The organism is Streptomyces roseolilacinus (assembly GCF_014649335.1).
Taxonomy (GTDB): Bacteria; Actinomycetota; Actinomycetes; order Streptomycetales; family Streptomycetaceae; genus Streptomyces; species Streptomyces roseolilacinus.
Window position 1 is genome coordinate 482,612 of the sequence record NZ_BMSV01000004.1, and the last position, 16,543, is coordinate 499,154.

Consider the following 16,543-nt stretch of genomic DNA (forward strand, 5'->3'; position numbering starts at 1 on the left):
GGCGACACTGTCTCCCGTGAGACACGTCATCGCCCTCGATGTGGGCGGCACCGGCATGAAGGCCGCCCTGGTCGGGGCCGACGGGGCCCTGCTGTACGAGGCCCGGCGCGCGACCGGCCGCGAGCGCGGCCCCGACGCCGTCGTGGCGTCGATCCTCGGTTTCGCCGCCGACCTGCTCGCCCGGGGCGAGGAGCGGTACGGCGTACGGGCGGAGGCCGCCGGTGTCGCCGTACCCGGCATCGTCGACCCCGACGGCGGCGTCGCCGTGTACGCCGCGAACCTCGGCTGGCGGGACGTGCCGCTGCGCGCCCTGCTGGGCGAGCGGCTCGGCGGGCTGCCCGTCGCCCTCGGCCACGACGTGCGCACCGGCGGGCTCGCCGAGGGGCGCGTCGGCGCGGGCCGGGGCGCGGACCGGTTCCTGTTCGTCCCCCTGGGCACCGGCATCGCGGGCGCCATCGGCATCGACGGGGCCATCGAGGCCGGCGCGCACGGCTGCGCCGGCGAGATCGGCCACGTCGTCGTGCGGCCCGGCGGCCCCGCCTGCGGCTGCGGGCAGCGCGGCTGCCTGGAGACCCTGGCGTCGGCCGCCGCCGTGACCCGCGCCTGGGCAGAGGCGAGCGGCGACCCCGACGCGGACGCCGCCGACTGCGCCAAGGCCGTCGACTCGGGTGACGCGCGCGCCGTACGCGTCTGGCAGGACGCCGTCGACGCGCTCGCCGACGGGCTGGTCACCGCGCTCACCCTGCTGGACCCCCGCACCCTGATCATCGGTGGCGGTCTCGCCGAGGCGGGGGAAACCTTGTTCACACCCCTCAGGGCCGCCGTCGAGGAGCGCGTCACGTTCCAGCAGCCGCCCACCATCGTGCCCGCGGCCCTCGGGGACACCGCCGGCTGCCTGGGCGCGGGGCTCCTCGCCTGGGACCTGCTCGCCACCGACCTGGAGGTATCCGCCTGATGGCCGTTCACGCCGACCGCAAGGTCCTCGCCGGGGCCCGCGTGGTGCTGCCGACCGGCGTCGTCGAGGGCGGGCGGGTCACCGTCGAGGGTGCCCGGATCACCGACGTCTCCGCCGTGCCCGCCGACGCGCCCGCCGACGCGCCCGCGCCGGACCTGACGGGGCACTGGCTGGTGCCCGGCTTCGTCGACCTCCACAACCACGGCGGCGGCGGCGCGTCCTTCACCTCGGGCACGCTCGACGAGGTGCTGCGGGGCATCCGCACCCACCGCGCGCACGGCACGACGACCCTCGTCGCCTCGACCGTCACCGGCGACATGGACTTCCTCGCCCACCGCGCCGGCGAGCTGTCCGAACTGGCCGAGCAGGGCGACATCGCCGGCATCCACTTCGAGGGCCCGTTCATCTCCCCGTGCCGCAAGGGCGCCCACAGCGAGGCCCTGCTGCGCGACCCCGACCCGGCCGAGGTCCGCAAGCTGGTCGACGCCGCGCGCGGCCACGCCCGCATGGTGACCCTCGCGACCGAACTGCCCGGCGGCGTCGACTCCGTACGCCTCCTCGCCGAGCACGGCGTCATCGCCGCCATCGGCCACACGGACGCCACCTACGAGCAGACCGTCGAGGCCATCGAGGCGGGCGCCACCGTCGCCACGCACCTGTTCAACGCGATGCCCGCGCTGGGCCACCGCGCGCCCGGCCCCATCGCCGCCCTCCTGGAGGACGAGCGGGTCACCGTCGAGCTGATCAACGACGGCACGCACCTCCACCCCGCCGCCTTGGAGCTGGCGTTCCGTCACGCCGGCCCGGGCCGGGTCGCCTTCATCACGGACGCGATGGACGCGGCCGGGTTCGGGGACGGGGTCTACCACCTCGGCCCGTTGGAGGTCGAGGTCAGGGAGGGGGTGGCCCGGCTCGTCGAGGGTGGCTCCATCGCCGGGTCCACCCTCACCCTCGACACCGCCTTCCGGCGCGCCGCCACCGTCGACGGGCTGCCCGTCGAGGCGATCGTCCAGGCCCTCTCCGCCAACCCGGCGAAGCTGCTGGGCCTGGACGACCGGATCGGTTCGATCGCGCCCGGCAAGGACGCCGACCTGGTCGTCCTCGACGAGGAGTTCGTCCTCAAGGGCGTGATGCGCAGGGGAGAATGGGTGATTGAGCCCCAAGTGGGCTGATTTCCCGGCGCATTGCGGCAGGACGGCCCACCCGGGGACTGGGCGGGCCGTCTTCCGTTTGGCATGATCGTGCACCGTGATTTTTCCGGGCCGGACACCCAGACGTAACCGGTCCACGACTTACGGGGGTGTGGGAACCGGTGATCCTGACGGTCACGCTCAACACCGCGCTCGACCTCACCTACACGGTGCCCGCGCTCACCCCGCACACCGCGCACCGCGTCACCGACGCGACCGAACGCCCCGGCGGCAAGGGCGTCAACGTGGCCCGCGTCCTGGCCGCCCTCGGCCACGAGGCGGTCGTCACGGGCTTCGCGGGCGGCCCGACCGGGGACGTCCTGCGCGACCTGCTCGCCCCGCTGCCGGTACGGGACGCCCTGGTGCCCACCTCCGGCGCCACGCGCCGCACCGTCGCCGTCGTCGACACCGCCTCGGGCGACGCGACGCAGTTCAGCGAACCCGGCCCGGTGATCACCCCCGCGGAGTGGGCGGCGCTCGTCTCCTCGTACGAGGAGCTGCTCGACGGGGCCCGGGCGGTCGCCCTGTGCGGCAGCCTGCCGCGCGGCGTCCACGTCGGCGCGTACGGGGAGCTGGTGCGCCGCGCCCGCCGCGCCGGCGTCCCCGTCCTCCTCGACACGAGTGGCGAGCCGCTGCGCCGGGGCATCGCCGCCCGCCCCGACCTGGTCAAACCGAACGCCGACGAACTGGCCGCCCTGACCGGCTCCCGCGAACCGCTGCGCGCCGCCCGCGACGCCCGCCGCCGCGGCGCCCACGCGGTCGTCGCGTCCCTCGGCCCGGAAGGGCTCCTCGCGGTCACCCCGGACGGCACGTGGGCCGCCGCCCCGCCCGCCCGCGTCGCCGGGAACCCGACGGGCGCGGGCGACTCGGCGGTCGCCGGACTGCTGTCCGCCCTGGTCGAGGGGGCGCCGTGGCCGCTGCGGCTGGCCCGCGCGACCGCGCTGGCGACGGCCACCGTGCACGCGCCGGCCGCCGGTGAGTTCGACGCGGCCCGGTACGGGGAACTGCTGGAGCGGGTGACGGTCACGGAGCACGCCACCGCGGCCTGACCCGCCGCCACCCGACGCGGAAGGGACCCGCGCATGCCCCTCGTCAGCACCGCCGGCCTCGTCGTCCCGGCCCGCGCGGCGCGCCGCGCGGTCGTCGCGTTCAACGTCATCACCCTCGAACACGCCGAGGCCGTCGCGGCGGGCGCCGAGCGCACCGGGCTCCCGGCGATCCTCCAGATCTCGGAGAACGCGGTCCGCTTCCACGGCGGCGACCTGTCCGCCGTCGCCGCCGCCACGACGGCCGTGGCCCGCGCCTCCACCGCGCCGCTGGCCCTCCACCTCGACCACGTGGTCACCCCCGGCCTGGTGCACGCCGCGCACGCGGCGGGCTTCGACTCGGTGATGGTCGACGCCTCCCGGCTCGACCACGGCGACAACGTGAAGGCCACCGCGGAGGCGGTCCGCTGGGGCCACGCGCGCGGCATGTGGGTGGAGGCGGAGCTGGGCCGCGTCGGTGGCAAGGACGGCGAGCCGCCGCTCGACGCCCACGCCCCGGGCGCCCGCACGGACCCGGCGGAGGCGGCGGCGTACGTGGCGGAGACCGGCGTGGACGCCCTGGCCGTCGCGGTCGGCTCGGTCCACGCCATGACGGAGCGCACGGCCGCCCTGGACCACGACCTGATCGCCGCCCTCCGCGAGGCCCTCCCGGTCCCCCTGGTCCTCCACGGCTCGTCGGGCGTCCCCGACGAGGAGCTCCGCGCGGCGGTCCGCGCCGGCATGACCAAGATCAACGTGGGTACGGCGCTGAACACGGCCTACACCGCCGCGATCCGCGCCTTCCTGGCGGCGCACCCGGAGACGGTGGACCCCCGCCGCTATCTGGCGGGGGCCCGGGAGGCGATGGCGGAGACGGCCGCCCGGTTCCTGACGGTGGTCGCCGGGGAGGGGCACCCCGCCCGTCCGCGCACCGGCGGCGCGTGAGTCCGACTCGGCCCGGGCGGTCCCCCACCGGCTCGGTGAGCGGCCGGTGGGGCCCGCCTCCGCGCGTCGTCGGCGCTCCGCCGCTAGCCGTCCCTGCGGAGCTGGCCGGGCTTCAGCCAGACCTGGTCGAGGTACGCCTCGCACTGGTTGCCCTGCTCGCAGGACATCTTCAGGGTGTTCTCGCCCTTGCGCAGCTGCATCCAGGCGTACGTCTCGGTCCAGCCCTTCTGCCAGTCGCCCTCGGGGGCGTGGGCGAAGTTGGACATGTTGAGCTTGCGCGGCTGGCCGTCGTTGACGGTGAGGGAGGTCTCCGCGTCCTTGCCGGGCACGCTGTAGGTGAGGAACAGCGTGTACTGGCCGTCCTCCGGCACGTCGACCTTCCAGCTCGCCGCGCCGCCGACGCCGTTGAACATCACGTACGCGCCGCCCACGCCCTTGGCGCCCTTCACCTGCGTGCCGAGCACGGCCGGCGGGGTGAGCTGCAGCGTGGCCGCGTCGCGCTTGGGGTACTCGGCGTCGTTCCCGTCGGTCGGCGACGGGTCCGGGTCCGTGCTGGGGCCGTCGGTCGCCGGAGCGGAGGCGGTGGGGCCGGGGGCCGCCTTGCCCTCGTCGTCGGAGTTGGTGGTGAGGAACGCCACCGTGATTCCGGCCACCACGACCAGGACCACCGCGACCGCGGCGATCAGGAGGCCCTTCGTGTTGGGGCCGCCGCCCCGGCCGCGGCCGCCGCCCTGGACCGGGACCGGCCGGGTGGGGGCGCCGCCCGGGTACGTCTCGGGCGCGGCGTACTGCGGGTGCGGCTGGCCGTAGGGCGCGCCGGGCTGCTGCCCGTACTGGGGCTGCGGCGGGATCTGCGCGCGCGGGCGCTCGCCGACCGCCCTGACCTGGTTGTACGAGGTGCGGGGGCGCCCCGGCTGGGCACCGGCGGGGCCGGGGTAGCCGTAGCCGCCCTGGGTGCCGGAGGCCTGGCCGTCCGCGTACAGGTAGCCGAACGGATCGTCGTCCTCGGGCGTGCCCTCACCGTTGCCGTGGTTTCCGGCAGCCATCCCTGGTCACTCCTCATCCGTGCTCGCCAGCCGTCACCGACCCCGGCGAGCCTACCCCGAACGGGTTACCCCGCCCGGCGGTGCACCTTGGCCCGGGACCGCTTTTCCATGTACATCCGCTGGTCGGCGGAGTTCAGCACCTCTTCGACGGACATCCCGCACTCCGCCCAGCCGATGCCGAAACTGGCGCCCACCCGCACCGCGCGCCCGTCCACCCGGATCGGCGGGACGATGCCGTTGCGGAGGCGCGCGGCCAGGTCGGCGGCGTCGGCCGCGCCGAGCCCGTCGGCGAGGACGACGAACTCGTCGCCGCCGAGCCGGGCGACCGTGTCGCCGTCGCGGACCCCGGCAGTCAGCCGGTGGGCGACCTCGATGAGGACGGCGTCGCCGGTGTGGTGGCCGAACCGGTCGTTGATCGACTTGAAGCCGTCGAGGTCGCAGAAGAGGACCGCGAGGCCCTTCGTCCCGTCGTCGACCTCCCCGTCCGGCGCGACCGCGTGCACGTGGCCGTCGTACGTACCGACGCCCGCGCCCCCGGAGGGGTCGAAGCCGAAGCCGTCGCCGCGGTAGGCGTGCTCGTACTCGTACGCGCCGGCGGCACCGGCGTCGTACACGCCGCCGTAGGCCGGTTCGAAGCCGGCCGCGTCGGCGGCGGTGGCGCGGACGCGGTCGCCGGGGCGGGAGCACAGCCGGGCGCTGAGCCGGGCGCGCAGCTCGGCGCTGTTGGGCAGGCCGGTCAGCGCGTCGTGGGAGGCGCGGTGGGCGAGCTGGAGCTCGTGCCGCTTGCGCTCCTCGATGTCCTCGACGTGCGTGAGGAGGAAGCGGGGGCCGTCGGCGGTGTCGGCGACCACCGAGTTCCGCAGGGAGACCCAGACGTACGTGCCGTCCCGGCGGGCGAGGCGCAGCTCGGCGCGGCCGCCCTCGGCGGAGGTCCGCAGCAGCGTGCCCACGTCCTCGGGGTGGACGAGGTCCGCGAAGGAGTACCGGCGCATCACCGCGGCGGGCCGGCCGAGGAGCCGGCACAGCGCGTCGTTGGCCCGCAGCAGGCGGCCGTGCTGGTCGCCGCCCATCTCCGCGATGGCCATCCCGGACGGCGCGTACTCGAAGGCCTGCCGGAACGACTCCTCGCTGGCCCGGAGCGCCTGCTGTTCACGCTCCAGCCGCACGAGCGCCCGCTGCATGTTTGCTCGCAGGCGGGCATTGCTGATCGCAATCGCCGACTGGGAGGCGTACATCTGGAGCGCCTCGCGGCCCCAGGCGCCCGGACGGCGGCCGTTGCGGGGCCGGTCGACGGAGATGACGCCGAGCAGCTCCCGCTGGCCGCCGGAGGTGTACATGGGGGCGTAGAGCCGGTCGCGGGGGTGCCACTCGTCCTCGAAGCGGGGCTCGGGGCCGTCCGTGTGCCACTGGGGCACGTCGTCGTCTATGAGCACCCAGCCCTCGGTGTGCGGTATGAACCGCAGGTCGCCCCAGGCCTCCCCCATGTGGAGGCGCCGCTCCCAGGAGACGCGGGAGCCGACCCGGCCGGTGATCAGCGCTTCCGCCGCGGCGTTCCCGGCGAACGCGGCGACGACGAGGTCACCGTCGGGGCGGACGAGGTTGACGCAGGCCAGCTCGTAGCCGAGGCCGGTGATGACGCCGTCGGCGACGGTCTGCAGCGTGTCGGCCAGACTCCGGGCCGTGTTGAGGCCGGCGACGACCTGGTGCAGCTGCCGCAGGGTCGCAAGACGGACGTACGGCTCCGACTCGGTCTCCATTTGCTCGCTCTCCCCGAGACCTCGACAGCAACAACTCCAGGTGTGTCAGCGGCGTTCTCGTGCGGTGTCACCGGCCACTGAATCACAGCGAGCTGTGCCGTCGGTACACAGGGTCAACAATTACCGCCCTCTGTGACTCAAGTCACAGGAACTCGGGCGGAACCGGAGAATCCCGGAAGCAAATCGATCCCGGGACCTAGGTCCGACGCGGTCCCGGCTGGTCCCCTGGCCCGATGCGACCGGGTGGCGGGCGAGGTTAGCGTTCCGGGTGTGCTGCCAACAACCCCGACCCCGGTGTCAGACTCCGACCTGCCCCATCCTGAAGGGGTGGGCAGCGAGGAGTTCCGTGCGGCGATGTCCCGGCTGGCGGCCGGCGTCGTCCTGGTGACGGCGGTGGAGCCGCCGCTGGACGAGGACGTCGGCATGACGGCGACGGCGTTCGTCTCGGTGTCGCTGGACCCGCCGCTGGTCCTGGTGAGCCTCCGCAGCGGTTCCCGCATGGACGACCTGCTGGCGGAGCAGCCGCTGTGGGGCGTCTCCGTCCTCGCGGAGGGCCAGCGGCACGTCGCGGGCCGGTTCGCGATGAAGGGCAGGATCAGCGACCGCCTGCTGTTCGCGGACCTCCCGTACACGCGCGGGGAGCTGACCGGGGCGCCGCTGATCGGCGGGGCGCTGGCGACGCTGGAGTGCCGGACGGAGCAGCGGGTGGAGGCCGGGGACCACACGCTGGTCGTCGCCCGCGTCCTGACGGCCGCCTTCCCGAGCCCGGAGGGCGCGCCCCTGACGTACTTCCGGGGGAGGTACCGCCACCTGGGGTAGGCCCGGCCGGGTCCCCGGGGCGCTAGGACCAGTCGCGCGCCGAGCGCCCGCGCTTGGTCTCGGAGCGCTGCTTCTTCTCCCGCAGCCGGCGTTCGTTGATGCCGCGCGGGATCCTCGTGGGCCGCCGGGTCCGCGGCGGGGGCGCCGTGGCCTCCGCGAGCAGCCCCGCCATCCGCACGGCCGCCGTCTCCCGGTTGCGCCACTGCGACCGGTGCTCGGAGGCCCGTACGACGAGGACGCCGCCGACCAGCCGTCCGGCGAGCCGCTCCAGGGCGCGCTCCTTCCAGACCGGCGGCAGCGCCTCCGTGCGGGCGAGGTCGAAGCGCAGCTCCACCTGGGAGTCGCTGGTGTTGACGTGCTGTCCACCCGGCCCGGAGGACCTGGAGAAACGCCACATCAGCTCGGCCTCCGGCAGGGAGACCGAGCCTCTGACGACATAGGGACCGGGCATGTCACCCATGTTCCCCAACGGGCGCCCGCCGCGTCACGCGCTTTTCCACGGGCGACGGGCGAATCTGGAACCACCTCGCCCCTCCGGGCGTTATCAGCAGTGACGCCACAGCGCACTAGGCACAAGGAAAGGGACTTCCATGGCTGTAAGCCTGTCCAAGGGCGGCAACGTCTCGCTGACCAAGGAGGCTCCGGGCCTCACCGCCGTCACGGTGGGCCTCGGCTGGGACGTCCGCACCACCACCGGTACCGACTTCGACCTCGACGCCTCGGCCATCGGCGTCGACGCGGCCGGCAAGGTCGCCTCCGACGCCCACTTCGTCTTCTTCAACAACAAGTCCACCCCGGACGGCACCATCGTCCACACCGGTGACAACCGCACGGGTGAGGGCGGCGGCGACGACGAGCAGATCAACGTCAACCTCGCCGACCTCCCGGCGAACGTCGACAAGATCGTCTTCCCGGTCTCCATCTACGACGCGGTCAACCGCTCGCAGAACTTCGGCCAGGTCCGCAACGCGTACATCCGCATCGTGAACCAGACCGGTGGCGCGGAGATCGCCCGCTACGACCTCAGCGAGGACGCCGCGACGGAGACCGCCATGGTCTTCGGCGAGCTGTACCGGAACGGCGCCGAGTGGAAGTTCCGCGCGGTCGGCCAGGGCTACGCCTCGGGCCTGGAGGGCATCGCCCGCGACTTCGGTGTGAACGTCTGATCCACGCGCCCCGCGGACGCGCCCGCGTCCGCCCGCGGCGCTGACGACGGGCCCCGGTGGCGGTCGCCGCTCCGGGGCCCGTCGTTGCCTACTGTGGGCCGCATGATCGTCGAACCGCTGGAGCTCGGCGAGGAGGGCGCCCTGCCGGGCCCGCTCCTCACCGAGCTCACCGACCTGTACGCGTCGAACCGGGAGTTCCAGCAGCTCAGCGGGGAGTTCCCGGACCCCGACGACATCCGGCCCGAGCAGGTCGCCGCCTCGCTCGCCGAGGAGCTGGCGCAGCCGGGGGCCGAGGTGCTGCTGGCGCGTTCGGCCGGGCGGGTGATCGGCGTCTCGGTGACCCTGGCCCACCACCCGGACCCCGACGACCCGGACCCGTGGATCGGGCTGCTGATGGTGCACGGCCGGGACCACCGCATGGGCTTCGGCCGGGAGCTGACGGAGATCGTCGAGAAGCGGTTCCGGGCCGTGGGCCGCACGGGCGTCAAGCTCGCCGTGCTCGACAACAACCGCAAGGCGCTGACCTTCTGGCGGTCCCTCGGGTACGAGGAGGTCGGCCGCCGCAAGGACCGCAGGCTGGGCCGGGACTGCGTGGTGCTCCGCAAGCGGCTGTAGGCGGGCCGCGTCAGGGCGCGTCCGGCCTCTCCCCGCCGTACAGCCAGGTGTCCCACAGCCCGGTCAGGTCCTCGCCGGTCTCCTCCTCCACGTACGCGGTGAAGTCGTCCGTCGAGGCGTTGCCGTGCCGGTGCCCGGCCGCCCAGCCGCGGAGCAGGCCGAAGAAGGCGTCGTCGCCGACCGCCTGGCGGACCTTGTGCAGCACCATCGCGCCCCGGTCGTACACGGGCGGCCCGGAGACGTCGGCGGCGGTCGGCGGCTCGGCGGGCGGGAACGCCCAGTTCGCGGGGTCCGCGAAGGCCTCCTCGAAGCTCTCCTGCGCGGGCGTGTCCTCGAAGTCCTCCGCGTACAGCCACTCGGCGTACTGGGCGAAGCCCTCGTTGAGCCACATGTCCCGCCACGACCGGGGCGAGACGGAGTTGCCGTACCACTGGTGGGCCAGCTCGTGGACGAGGATGCCGGTGGTGAACTGGTCCTGCGGTATGACCGGCCGCGCCTGCGTCTCCAGGGCGTACGAGGAGTCGCCCGGCCGCTCGACGATCACCCCGGAGGAGGAGAAGGGGTACGGGCCGAAGTTCCCCGCCAGCCAGTCCAGCAGCTCGGGCAGCCGGGCCAGCAGGTCCGCGCTCTCCTCCGTGACGGTCCGGTCGGTGGCCGTGACCACGGGCAGTCCGGCCGGGGTGCGGGTGGTGGCGACGTCGAACCGGCCGACGGCGAGCGTCGCCAGGTAGCTCGCCATCGGCTCGGTGGTCCGCCAGGTGGCGGTGGTGCGGCCGCCCCGGGTGACGGCCCGGCCGGGCAGCCCGTTGGAGACGGCCTGGACGCCGGAGGGGACGGTGACCGTGACGGCGTACGTCGCCTTGTCGGACGGGTGGTGGTTGCCGGGGAACCACGCCATCGACCCCGTCGGCTCGCCGAGCGCGACCGCCCCGTCCGCCGTCCGCAGCCAGCCCTCCCGCGACCCGTCGGGGTCGGTGATCGTACGCGGGGCGCCCGAGTAGCGGACGACGGCGCGGAAGACGGCACCGTCGCCGATGTCGGCGCGCGGCCGGAGCGTCACCTCGTGCCCGGCGCGCCGGACGGAGGCCGGGTCGCCGTCGACGGTGGCGCCGTGGACGGTGAGCCCGGCCAGGTCCAGGTTGAAGGAGCTGAGGCCCTGGGTGGCCCGGGCGGTGATCTCGGCGGTGCCGTCCAGGCGCCCGGTGGCGGGGTCGTAGGCGACGGTGAGGGCGTAGTGCCGCACGTCGTAGCCGCCGTTGCCGAGGCGCGGGAAGTACGGGTCCCGCAGGCCGGCGGCGCCGGGGGTGCCGGTGACGCCGCCCGTGCAGCCGGCCGTGGACAGCAGCAGCAGCGCGGCGAGCGACGCGGAGGCGGGGCCCCTCCCCCTCTTCCCATGGGTCACCCGGTGATCCTAAGCGGACGCCGCGCCCCGGCACACGGCCGCCGGCCGGCCGTGCGGCGTCCGGTCAGCGGACGCCGAGCGCCGCGGCGCCGGCCCGCGCGTACGCCTCGTCGAGGGCGCCGCTCGGGGCGCCGGCCACGCCGATGCCGGCGACGGGCGCGCCGTCCACGGCCACGGGGACGCCGCCGCCGAGGAACAGCGTGCCGGGGATGTCCTTCAGGGTGGGCGTGGTCTCCAGGCGCTTGACCAGGTCGGACGTCGGGGCGTTCCAGGAGACGGCGGTGTACGCCTTGCGCTGGGCCGACTCGTACGACTGCGGGCCCGCGCCGTCGCCGCGCAGGACGGCGACCGTGGTGCCGTTGCGGTCGACGACGGCGACGGTGACCTGCCGGCCGTCCTGGCGGGCGGCCTTCAGCGCGGCCTGGGCGGCGCGGGTGGCGGCGTCGACGGTGAGGTGGCGGGTCCGGTGCACGTTCCGGTCGGCGGCCTCGGCGGTCTCGGCGGCCGGTGCCTGCCGCGGCGTGGAGGCGGTGGCGGAGACCGCGCCGAACGTACCGGCGGAGAGGGCGGCCGCGGCGAGGGCGCCGATCAGGAGGCGGGTGCGGGGGGAGGTCTTCTCGCGGCGGGTTTCCATGGGGGCTCCAAGGTGTCGGGGGTCGGTCGCCGGAGGGGCGCGGGGCCCGGTGCGGGCCCCGGTACCGGACCCGAGGCGGGCTCCGGTGCGGGCCCGGTGCGGGCCCGGTGCGGCACCTCCACCCTCCCGCCGTGACGCGGGGCCCCGCGTCGCCGGAGGGGGTGACAGGGGGGTCGGCCGATCGGCTGATGCCGCGCGGCGCGCGGCGGCGGAGGATGGGGACGTGACGCACACGGACACACCGGAGGCCCCCGGGCACGCTCCGGACCGGGCCCCCGACCCGGTGCCGGTCCCGGACGGGGCCGGGGACGCGGACGCCCGCCGGCTGGCGCGGGTGATGCACGCGGCCTTCTTCCTGCTGCTCGCCGCCTCCCTGGCCCGGTACCTGCTGCGCCACCCCTGGGACGGCCCGGCCGGCTGGGTCGTCGCCCTGTCGGCGGCGCTGGCCGGGCTGTACGTCCTCGGCCCCGGCGCGGCCGCCCCCGCGCGGCGCGGCCGGGCGTGGCTGCTCACCGTGGTGGCGGTGTGGATGGTGCTGGTGGTCGTGGCGCCGAGCTTCGCGCTGTGCGCCGTGCCCCTGCTGTACACCGGGCTGCGGCTGCTGCCGCCGCGCGCCGCGCTGGTGCTGGTCGGGCTGCTGACGCTGTTCGTGGTCGTCGCCCTGCAGAAGCTCGCGGACTCCGGGGTCGACCCGGTGCTGCTGGTGGCGCCGCCCGCCGCCGCGGCCATCGCGACGGCCGTGTTCGTCCTCGCCCAGCGGCAGGCCGACCGGCAGCGGGCGCTCATCGGGGACCTGCTGCGCACCCGCCGCGAGCTGGCCGCGACCGAGCGGCGCGAGGGCACCCTCGCGGAGCGGCAGCGGCTGGCGATGGAGATCCACGACACCCTCGCGCAGGGCCTGTCGAGCCAGCGGATGCTGCTCCAGGCCGCCGACCGCACGTGGGACGGCGACCCGGAGGCGGCGCGCCGCCACGTCCGTACCGCCGCGTCGATCGCCGAGCACAATCTCGCCGAGGCCCGCCGCTTCGTCCACGACCTGGCCCCCGCCGACCTGGCCGCCGGCGGCGGCGACCTGGCGAAGGCGCTGGCGGCCCTCGCCGCCCGCGAGACGACCGCCGCGCTCCGGGTCCGCTTCCACGCCGAGGGCGACGGCGGGCCCCTGCCCGACCGGGTGGCGTCGGCGCTGCTGCGGATCGCGCAGGGCGCCCTCGCGAACGTACGGGAGCACGCCGGGGCCACCACCGCCGCGGTCACCCTGACCCGCCTGGACGACCAGGTGGTGCTGGACGTGGCGGACGACGGCCGCGGCTTCGACCCGTCCGGCGCCCCGGCGCGCGGCGGGGGCGTGCGGGGCCACGGCCTGCCCGCGATGCGCGCCCGGCTGGCGGCGCTGGGCGGCACCCTGACGGTGGAGTCCGCGCCGGACGAGGGCACGGTCCTGTCCGCGTCGGTCCCCGTGGAAGCGGCCACCCGATGACGGCGGGGACGATCCGGGTGCTGCTCTGCGACGACCACGCGGTCGTCCGCGCGGGCCTGCTGGCCCTGCTGGGCAGCGAGCCGGGCATGGAGGTCGTCGGCGAGGCGGGCAGCGGCGAGGAGGCCGTCGCGCGGGCGGCGCGGCTGCGCCCCGACGTGGTCCTGATGGACCTCCAGCTGGGGCCCGGCATGGACGGCGTGGAGGCCACCCGCCGCATCGCGTCGTCCGGCGTCCGGGTCCTCGTCCTCACCACGTACGACACGGACGCCGACGTCACCCGCGCCGTCGGCGCGGGCGCCACCGGCTACCTCCTCAAGGCCGAGCGCCCCGAGGAGCTGTTCACCGCGATCCGCGCGGCCGCCGAGGGCCGCACGGCCCTGTCCGCCCCCGTCGCCGGCCGCGTCATGGACCGCGCCCGCGGCGCCGCGGGCCCCTCCCTGACCGCCCGCGAGCGCGACATCCTGCGCCAGCTGGCCCGCGGGCTCGGCAACCGCGACATCGCCCGCGCCCTCTTCATCAGCGAGGCGACGGTCAAGACCCACCTGAGCCGCGTCTACGCCAAGCTCGGCGTCGACACCCGCGCGGGCGCGGTGGCGGTCGCCAAGGAGCAACGCCTCCTCCCGTGACCTCCCGGTCCCGGCGACGTGACACCATCGCGTACGTGCTCGACATCGGCTACTCGCTCTCCCGTCGCTTCCCCGACCCCCCGCAGACCGACTACCGGCGGGCCGACGTGCACGCCCTGCGGCACGACCTGTTCTGCGGGGACGTGTACCTCGCGGACACCGAGGCCGACCGGGAGGTGTCCACGGCCTGGGGATGGGTGCCGGTGCTCGACTTCGCCTGGGCGCTGTGCGACATCGTCGAGCGGCTCGACCGGGACCCGCGCGGCAGCCGGGCGGCGCAGCCGCAGTACGCCGAGCTGGACTTCACCGAGTCCACCGACCGGATGCTGTTCGAGCGCCGCTTCGGCTGGGTCGACGTGGAGGCGGACTGGATGCCCGGGGACGAGCCGCCGCTCACCTTCGGCCACGCCGAGCTGCGCCGGGAGGCGCGGGACTTCCTGCACGACCTGATCGCCGACCTCGTCGACCTGCACGAGGACCTCGCCGACAACCCGGTCGTCTGGGACCTCCAGGCCCGCTTCCCCCGCCTGCCCTGAGCGGCCCGCGCCGGCACGTCACGAAACCGGACCGCCGTCGGTCTACCTGGTGAGAGCACCCCGCCCCACCAGGAGGAGTCATGACCACCCGTTCCGGCCGGCGCGTCACCGTCATAGGCGGCGGTTTCGCCGGGCTGACCGCCGCGATCACCGCCGCCGAGGCCGGCGCCCGCGTCACCCTGTACGAGGCGCACCGGACGCTCGGCGGCCGCGCCCGCACCGCCGGCGCCCCGTACCGCACCAACGAGGGCCCGCACGCCCTGTACCACCGCGGACCGCACCGGGCGTGGCTGGCGGAGCGCGGCCTGCTCGGGCCGCTGGCGCGGATCCCGCTGGCGGAGGGCGCCCGGTTCCGCTTCCACCAGGGCGGGGCCCTGCGCCGCACCCCGCCCCCGGGCCTGCTGCGCCTGGCCCGGCGCGCCCCCGCGGACGCGCCGGTGGACGCGGACTTCCGGACCTGGGCCACCGCCCAGGCCGGACCGGCCGCCGCCCGCGTCGCTGCGCACTACAGCGGGGTCGCCCTGTTCCACCACGACCCCGGCGCCCTGTCGGCCCGCTTCGTCCAGGAGCGGCTGCACCGCGCCGCCGCCCTGCTGCCCGAGGCGCGCTACCCGCGCGGCGGCTGGGGCCAGGTCGTGGAGCGCATGGCGGCGCACGCCTGGAACCTGGGCGTGCGCATCGAGGTCGGCTCCCGCGTGGACGCCCTGCCGGACGCGGCCGGCGGGCCGGTCATCGTCGCCACGTCCCTGGACGCGGCCCGCCGGCTCCTGGGGGACCCGGCGGTCACCTGGGAGAGCGGCCGCACGGCGCTGCTGGACCTGGTGCTGCGCTCCCGCACCGGCGACCCGTTCGTGGTGTCCGACCTGGACGCGCCGGGCTGGCTGGAACGGTTCACCGCCCAGGACCCGGGCCTCGCGCCGGCCGGGCGGCAGCTGCTGCAGGGCCAGTTCCCGGTGGCGCCCGGCGAGTCGAGGGCCGTGGGGATCGCGCGCGCCGAGCGCCTGCTGGACCTGGGCTTCCCCGGGTGGCGCGACCGTACGGAATGGTCGCGCGAGGCCCTCGCGCAGGGCCGTACCGGCGCCGTCGACCGCCCCGGTACGACCTGGCGGGACCGGCCGGCGATCGTGCGGGGCGACGGGCTGTTCCTCGCGGGCGACGCCGTCGCGGCGCCGGGCCTCCTGACGGAGGTGGCGTTCCACAGCGGCCTGCGGGCGGCGGCCCTCGCCCTCGAATCGCTCGGCGCGTCCGGGGCGGCCGACCGCCTTGACCTCAACCATGCTTGAGGACGAAGGCTGTCTTGTGCACACCGCCGCACGAGACAGGAGCCCTCCATGCACGCGATCCGCCTGCACGCCTTCGGCCCCGCCGAGAACCTGACGTACGAGGAGGTCCCGGACCCCGTACCGGCCCCCGGCCAGGTCCGCGTCGCCGTCGCCGCCGCGGGGGTCCACCTCCTCGACACGGCCCTGCGCGAGGGCCTGCCCGGCCCCTTCGCCGCCCCCGCCGACCTGCCCACCGTCCCCGGCCGCGAGGTCGCCGGCACGGTCGACGCGCTCGGCGAGGGCACCGACCCGGCCTGGCTCGGCGCACGCGTCGTCGCCCACCTCGGCACCGGCCCCGGCGGCTACGCCGAACTCGCCGTCACCGACGCGGCCCGCCTCCACCGGATCCCCCCGGGCCTCGACGAGGCGCAGGCCGTCGCGATGATCGGCACCGGCCGCACCACGATGGGGATCGTCCAGTTCACCGACCTCGGCCCCGGCGACGTCGCCGTCGTCCCGGCCGCGGCGGGCGGCATCGGCACGCTCCTCGTCCAGTACGCGAAGAACGCCGGCGCCACCGTCCTCGGCCTCGCGGGCGGCCCCGCGAAGACGGCCCTCGCCCTCGCGGGCGGCGCCGACGCCGCGATCGACTACACGCGCCCCGACTGGCCGTCCGAGGCCCGCGCGTTCCTCGGGGAGCGGCGGGCGACGGTCGTGTACGACTCCGTGGGCGGCGAGACCGGGCGCGCCGCGGTCGACCTGCTCGGCGAGGGCGGCCGGCACGTCGTCTTCGGCTGGTCCGGCCAGGGCATCAGGGACGGCGGGCCGCTCACCTTCACGCAGGAGGAGCTTGCCGCCCGGGGCATCACCTCGGAGCAGGTCCTCGGTCGGGCCATGCTCGACCGGGCGGGCGGTGACGTCCGCACCCTGGAGACCCGCGCCCTGGCCGAGGCCGCGGCCGGCCGCCTGCGCCCCGCCGTCTCCCGCTTCCCGCTGAGGGAGGCCGCCGAGGCCCACCGCGCGCTGGAGACCCGCCGCACGACCGGCAAGGTGGTCCTGGTCCCGTAGGGCCGCGCGGCCCTCACGGG

General features: G+C 75.9%; 17 protein-coding genes. 12 read left to right on the forward strand and 5 right to left on the reverse strand.

The window, feature by feature from the left end:
• Positions 1-16 precede the first annotated feature (16 nt).
• From IE106_RS12330 to IE106_RS12345, 4 genes are all read left to right on the forward strand, one after another.
• Entirely contained in the window at positions 17-955 is a 939-nt protein-coding gene (locus IE106_RS12330) for an ROK family protein (RefSeq protein ID WP_189532931.1), read from the forward strand.
• Positions 955-2,127, forward strand: coding sequence for an N-acetylglucosamine-6-phosphate deacetylase (gene nagA / locus IE106_RS12335; protein ID WP_189532934.1), 1,173 nt, complete (start codon positions 955-957; stop codon positions 2,125-2,127). Before IE106_RS12330 ends, nagA begins: the two co-directional genes overlap by 1 nt.
• A 140-nt stretch (positions 2,128-2,267) precedes the next feature.
• The gene (locus tag IE106_RS12340; RefSeq protein ID WP_189532936.1) at positions 2,268-3,194 is read left to right on the forward strand and encodes a 1-phosphofructokinase family hexose kinase; all 927 of its coding nucleotides are present in this window, start codon (positions 2,268-2,270) and stop codon (positions 3,192-3,194) included.
• A gap of 33 nt (positions 3,195-3,227) precedes the next feature.
• Positions 3,228-4,115: a class II fructose-bisphosphate aldolase gene (locus IE106_RS12345; protein WP_189532938.1), complete on the forward strand. Its 888-nt coding sequence runs from the start codon at positions 3,228-3,230 to the stop codon at positions 4,113-4,115.
• Between the two features lie 83 nt (positions 4,116-4,198).
• On the opposite strand, the gene IE106_RS12350 is transcribed toward IE106_RS12345, so the two are convergent.
• Complete coding sequence (locus IE106_RS12350; protein ID WP_189532940.1) at positions 4,199-5,161, reverse strand: carbohydrate-binding protein; 963 nt, start codon at positions 5,159-5,161, stop codon at positions 4,199-4,201.
• A 65-nt stretch (positions 5,162-5,226) separates the two neighbouring features.
• Positions 5,227-6,918 carry a diguanylate cyclase CdgB gene (cdgB, locus tag IE106_RS12355; RefSeq protein ID WP_189532944.1) on the reverse strand — a complete coding sequence of 564 codons (1,692 nt, stop codon included), beginning with the start codon at positions 6,916-6,918 and terminating at the stop codon, positions 5,227-5,229.
• Positions 6,919-7,272: 354 nt separating this feature from the next.
• On the opposite strand from cdgB, the gene IE106_RS12360 reads away from it, so the two are divergent.
• A complete protein-coding gene (locus IE106_RS12360) occupies positions 7,273-7,737 on the forward strand; it encodes a flavin reductase family protein (protein WP_229840344.1) in 465 nt (154 codons plus the stop codon).
• 22 nt (positions 7,738-7,759) lie between these two features.
• On the opposite strand, the gene arfB is transcribed toward IE106_RS12360, so the two are convergent.
• A complete protein-coding gene (arfB, locus tag IE106_RS12365; protein WP_189532946.1) occupies positions 7,760-8,197 on the reverse strand; it encodes an alternative ribosome rescue aminoacyl-tRNA hydrolase ArfB in 438 nt (145 codons plus the stop codon).
• Between the two features lie 130 nt (positions 8,198-8,327).
• On the opposite strand from arfB, the gene IE106_RS12370 reads away from it, so the two are divergent.
• Together IE106_RS12370 and IE106_RS12375 are read left to right on the forward strand one after the other, a co-directional pair.
• Entirely contained in the window at positions 8,328-8,903 is a 576-nt protein-coding gene (locus tag IE106_RS12370) for a TerD family protein (protein ID WP_189532947.1), read from the forward strand.
• A gap of 102 nt (positions 8,904-9,005) precedes the next feature.
• Positions 9,006-9,518: a GNAT family N-acetyltransferase gene (locus IE106_RS12375; protein WP_189532948.1), complete on the forward strand. Its 513-nt coding sequence runs from the start codon at positions 9,006-9,008 to the stop codon at positions 9,516-9,518.
• Between the two features lie 10 nt (positions 9,519-9,528).
• Here the strand turns inward: IE106_RS12375 and IE106_RS12380 are convergent, their stop codons facing one another.
• Both IE106_RS12380 and IE106_RS12385 read right to left on the reverse strand, forming a co-directional pair.
• Positions 9,529-10,920, reverse strand: a complete 1,392-nt coding sequence (locus IE106_RS12380; protein ID WP_189532949.1) for a M1 family metallopeptidase — start codon at positions 10,918-10,920, stop codon at positions 9,529-9,531.
• A 64-nt stretch (positions 10,921-10,984) separates the two neighbouring features.
• Positions 10,985-11,554: a GlcG/HbpS family heme-binding protein gene (locus IE106_RS12385; protein WP_189532951.1), complete on the reverse strand. Its 570-nt coding sequence runs from the start codon at positions 11,552-11,554 to the stop codon at positions 10,985-10,987.
• A 223-nt stretch (positions 11,555-11,777) separates the two neighbouring features.
• Here IE106_RS12385 and IE106_RS12390 point away from each other — a divergent pair, with 223 nt between their 5' ends.
• From IE106_RS12390 to IE106_RS12410, 5 genes are all read left to right on the forward strand, one after another.
• Positions 11,778-13,031, forward strand: a complete 1,254-nt coding sequence (locus tag IE106_RS12390) for a sensor histidine kinase (protein WP_373295940.1) — start codon at positions 11,778-11,780, stop codon at positions 13,029-13,031.
• Positions 13,028-13,657, forward strand: coding sequence for a response regulator (locus IE106_RS12395; protein ID WP_189532953.1), 630 nt, complete (start codon positions 13,028-13,030; stop codon positions 13,655-13,657). The genes IE106_RS12390 and IE106_RS12395 overlap by 4 nt, the downstream gene beginning before the upstream one ends.
• Positions 13,658-13,692: 35 nt before the next feature.
• Positions 13,693-14,193 carry a hypothetical protein gene (locus tag IE106_RS12400; protein ID WP_189533230.1) on the forward strand — a complete coding sequence of 167 codons (501 nt, stop codon included), beginning with the start codon at positions 13,693-13,695 and terminating at the stop codon, positions 14,191-14,193.
• Between the two features lie 80 nt (positions 14,194-14,273).
• The gene (locus IE106_RS12405) at positions 14,274-15,476 is read left to right on the forward strand and encodes an FAD-dependent oxidoreductase (RefSeq protein WP_189532955.1); all 1,203 of its coding nucleotides are present in this window, start codon (positions 14,274-14,276) and stop codon (positions 15,474-15,476) included.
• 48 nt (positions 15,477-15,524) lie between these two features.
• Positions 15,525-16,523: a zinc-binding dehydrogenase gene (locus tag IE106_RS12410; protein WP_189532957.1), complete on the forward strand. Its 999-nt coding sequence runs from the start codon at positions 15,525-15,527 to the stop codon at positions 16,521-16,523.
• Positions 16,524-16,543 lie beyond the last annotated feature (20 nt).

What these genes read in the sequence shown, in the direction of transcription:
- IE106_RS12410 (WP_189532957.1), top strand. Translation starts at nt 15,525, where the DNA reads ATGCACGCGATCCGCCTGCACGCCTTCGGCCCCGCCGAGAACCTGACG.
- IE106_RS12360 (WP_229840344.1), top strand. Translation starts at nt 7,273, where the DNA reads ATGTCCCGGCTGGCGGCCGGCGTCGTCCTGGTGACGGCGGTGGAGCCG.
- IE106_RS12375 (WP_189532948.1), top strand. Translation starts at nt 9,006, where the DNA reads ATGATCGTCGAACCGCTGGAGCTCGGCGAGGAGGGCGCCCTGCCGGGC.
- nagA (WP_189532934.1), top strand. Translation starts at nt 955, where the DNA reads ATGGCCGTTCACGCCGACCGCAAGGTCCTCGCCGGGGCCCGCGTGGTG.
- cdgB (WP_189532944.1), bottom strand. Translation starts at nt 6,918, where the DNA reads ATGGAGACCGAGTCGGAGCCGTACGTCCGTCTTGCGACCCTGCGGCAG.
- arfB (WP_189532946.1), bottom strand. Translation starts at nt 8,197, where the DNA reads ATGGGTGACATGCCCGGTCCCTATGTCGTCAGAGGCTCGGTCTCCCTG.
- IE106_RS12345 (WP_189532938.1), top strand. Translation starts at nt 3,228, where the DNA reads ATGCCCCTCGTCAGCACCGCCGGCCTCGTCGTCCCGGCCCGCGCGGCG.
- IE106_RS12395 (WP_189532953.1), top strand. Translation starts at nt 13,028, where the DNA reads ATGACGGCGGGGACGATCCGGGTGCTGCTCTGCGACGACCACGCGGTC.
- IE106_RS12370 (WP_189532947.1), top strand. Translation starts at nt 8,328, where the DNA reads ATGGCTGTAAGCCTGTCCAAGGGCGGCAACGTCTCGCTGACCAAGGAG.
- IE106_RS12385 (WP_189532951.1), bottom strand. Translation starts at nt 11,554, where the DNA reads ATGGAAACCCGCCGCGAGAAGACCTCCCCCCGCACCCGCCTCCTGATC.
- IE106_RS12405 (WP_189532955.1), top strand. Translation starts at nt 14,274, where the DNA reads ATGACCACCCGTTCCGGCCGGCGCGTCACCGTCATAGGCGGCGGTTTC.
- IE106_RS12350 (WP_189532940.1), bottom strand. Translation starts at nt 5,161, where the DNA reads ATGGCTGCCGGAAACCACGGCAACGGTGAGGGCACGCCCGAGGACGAC.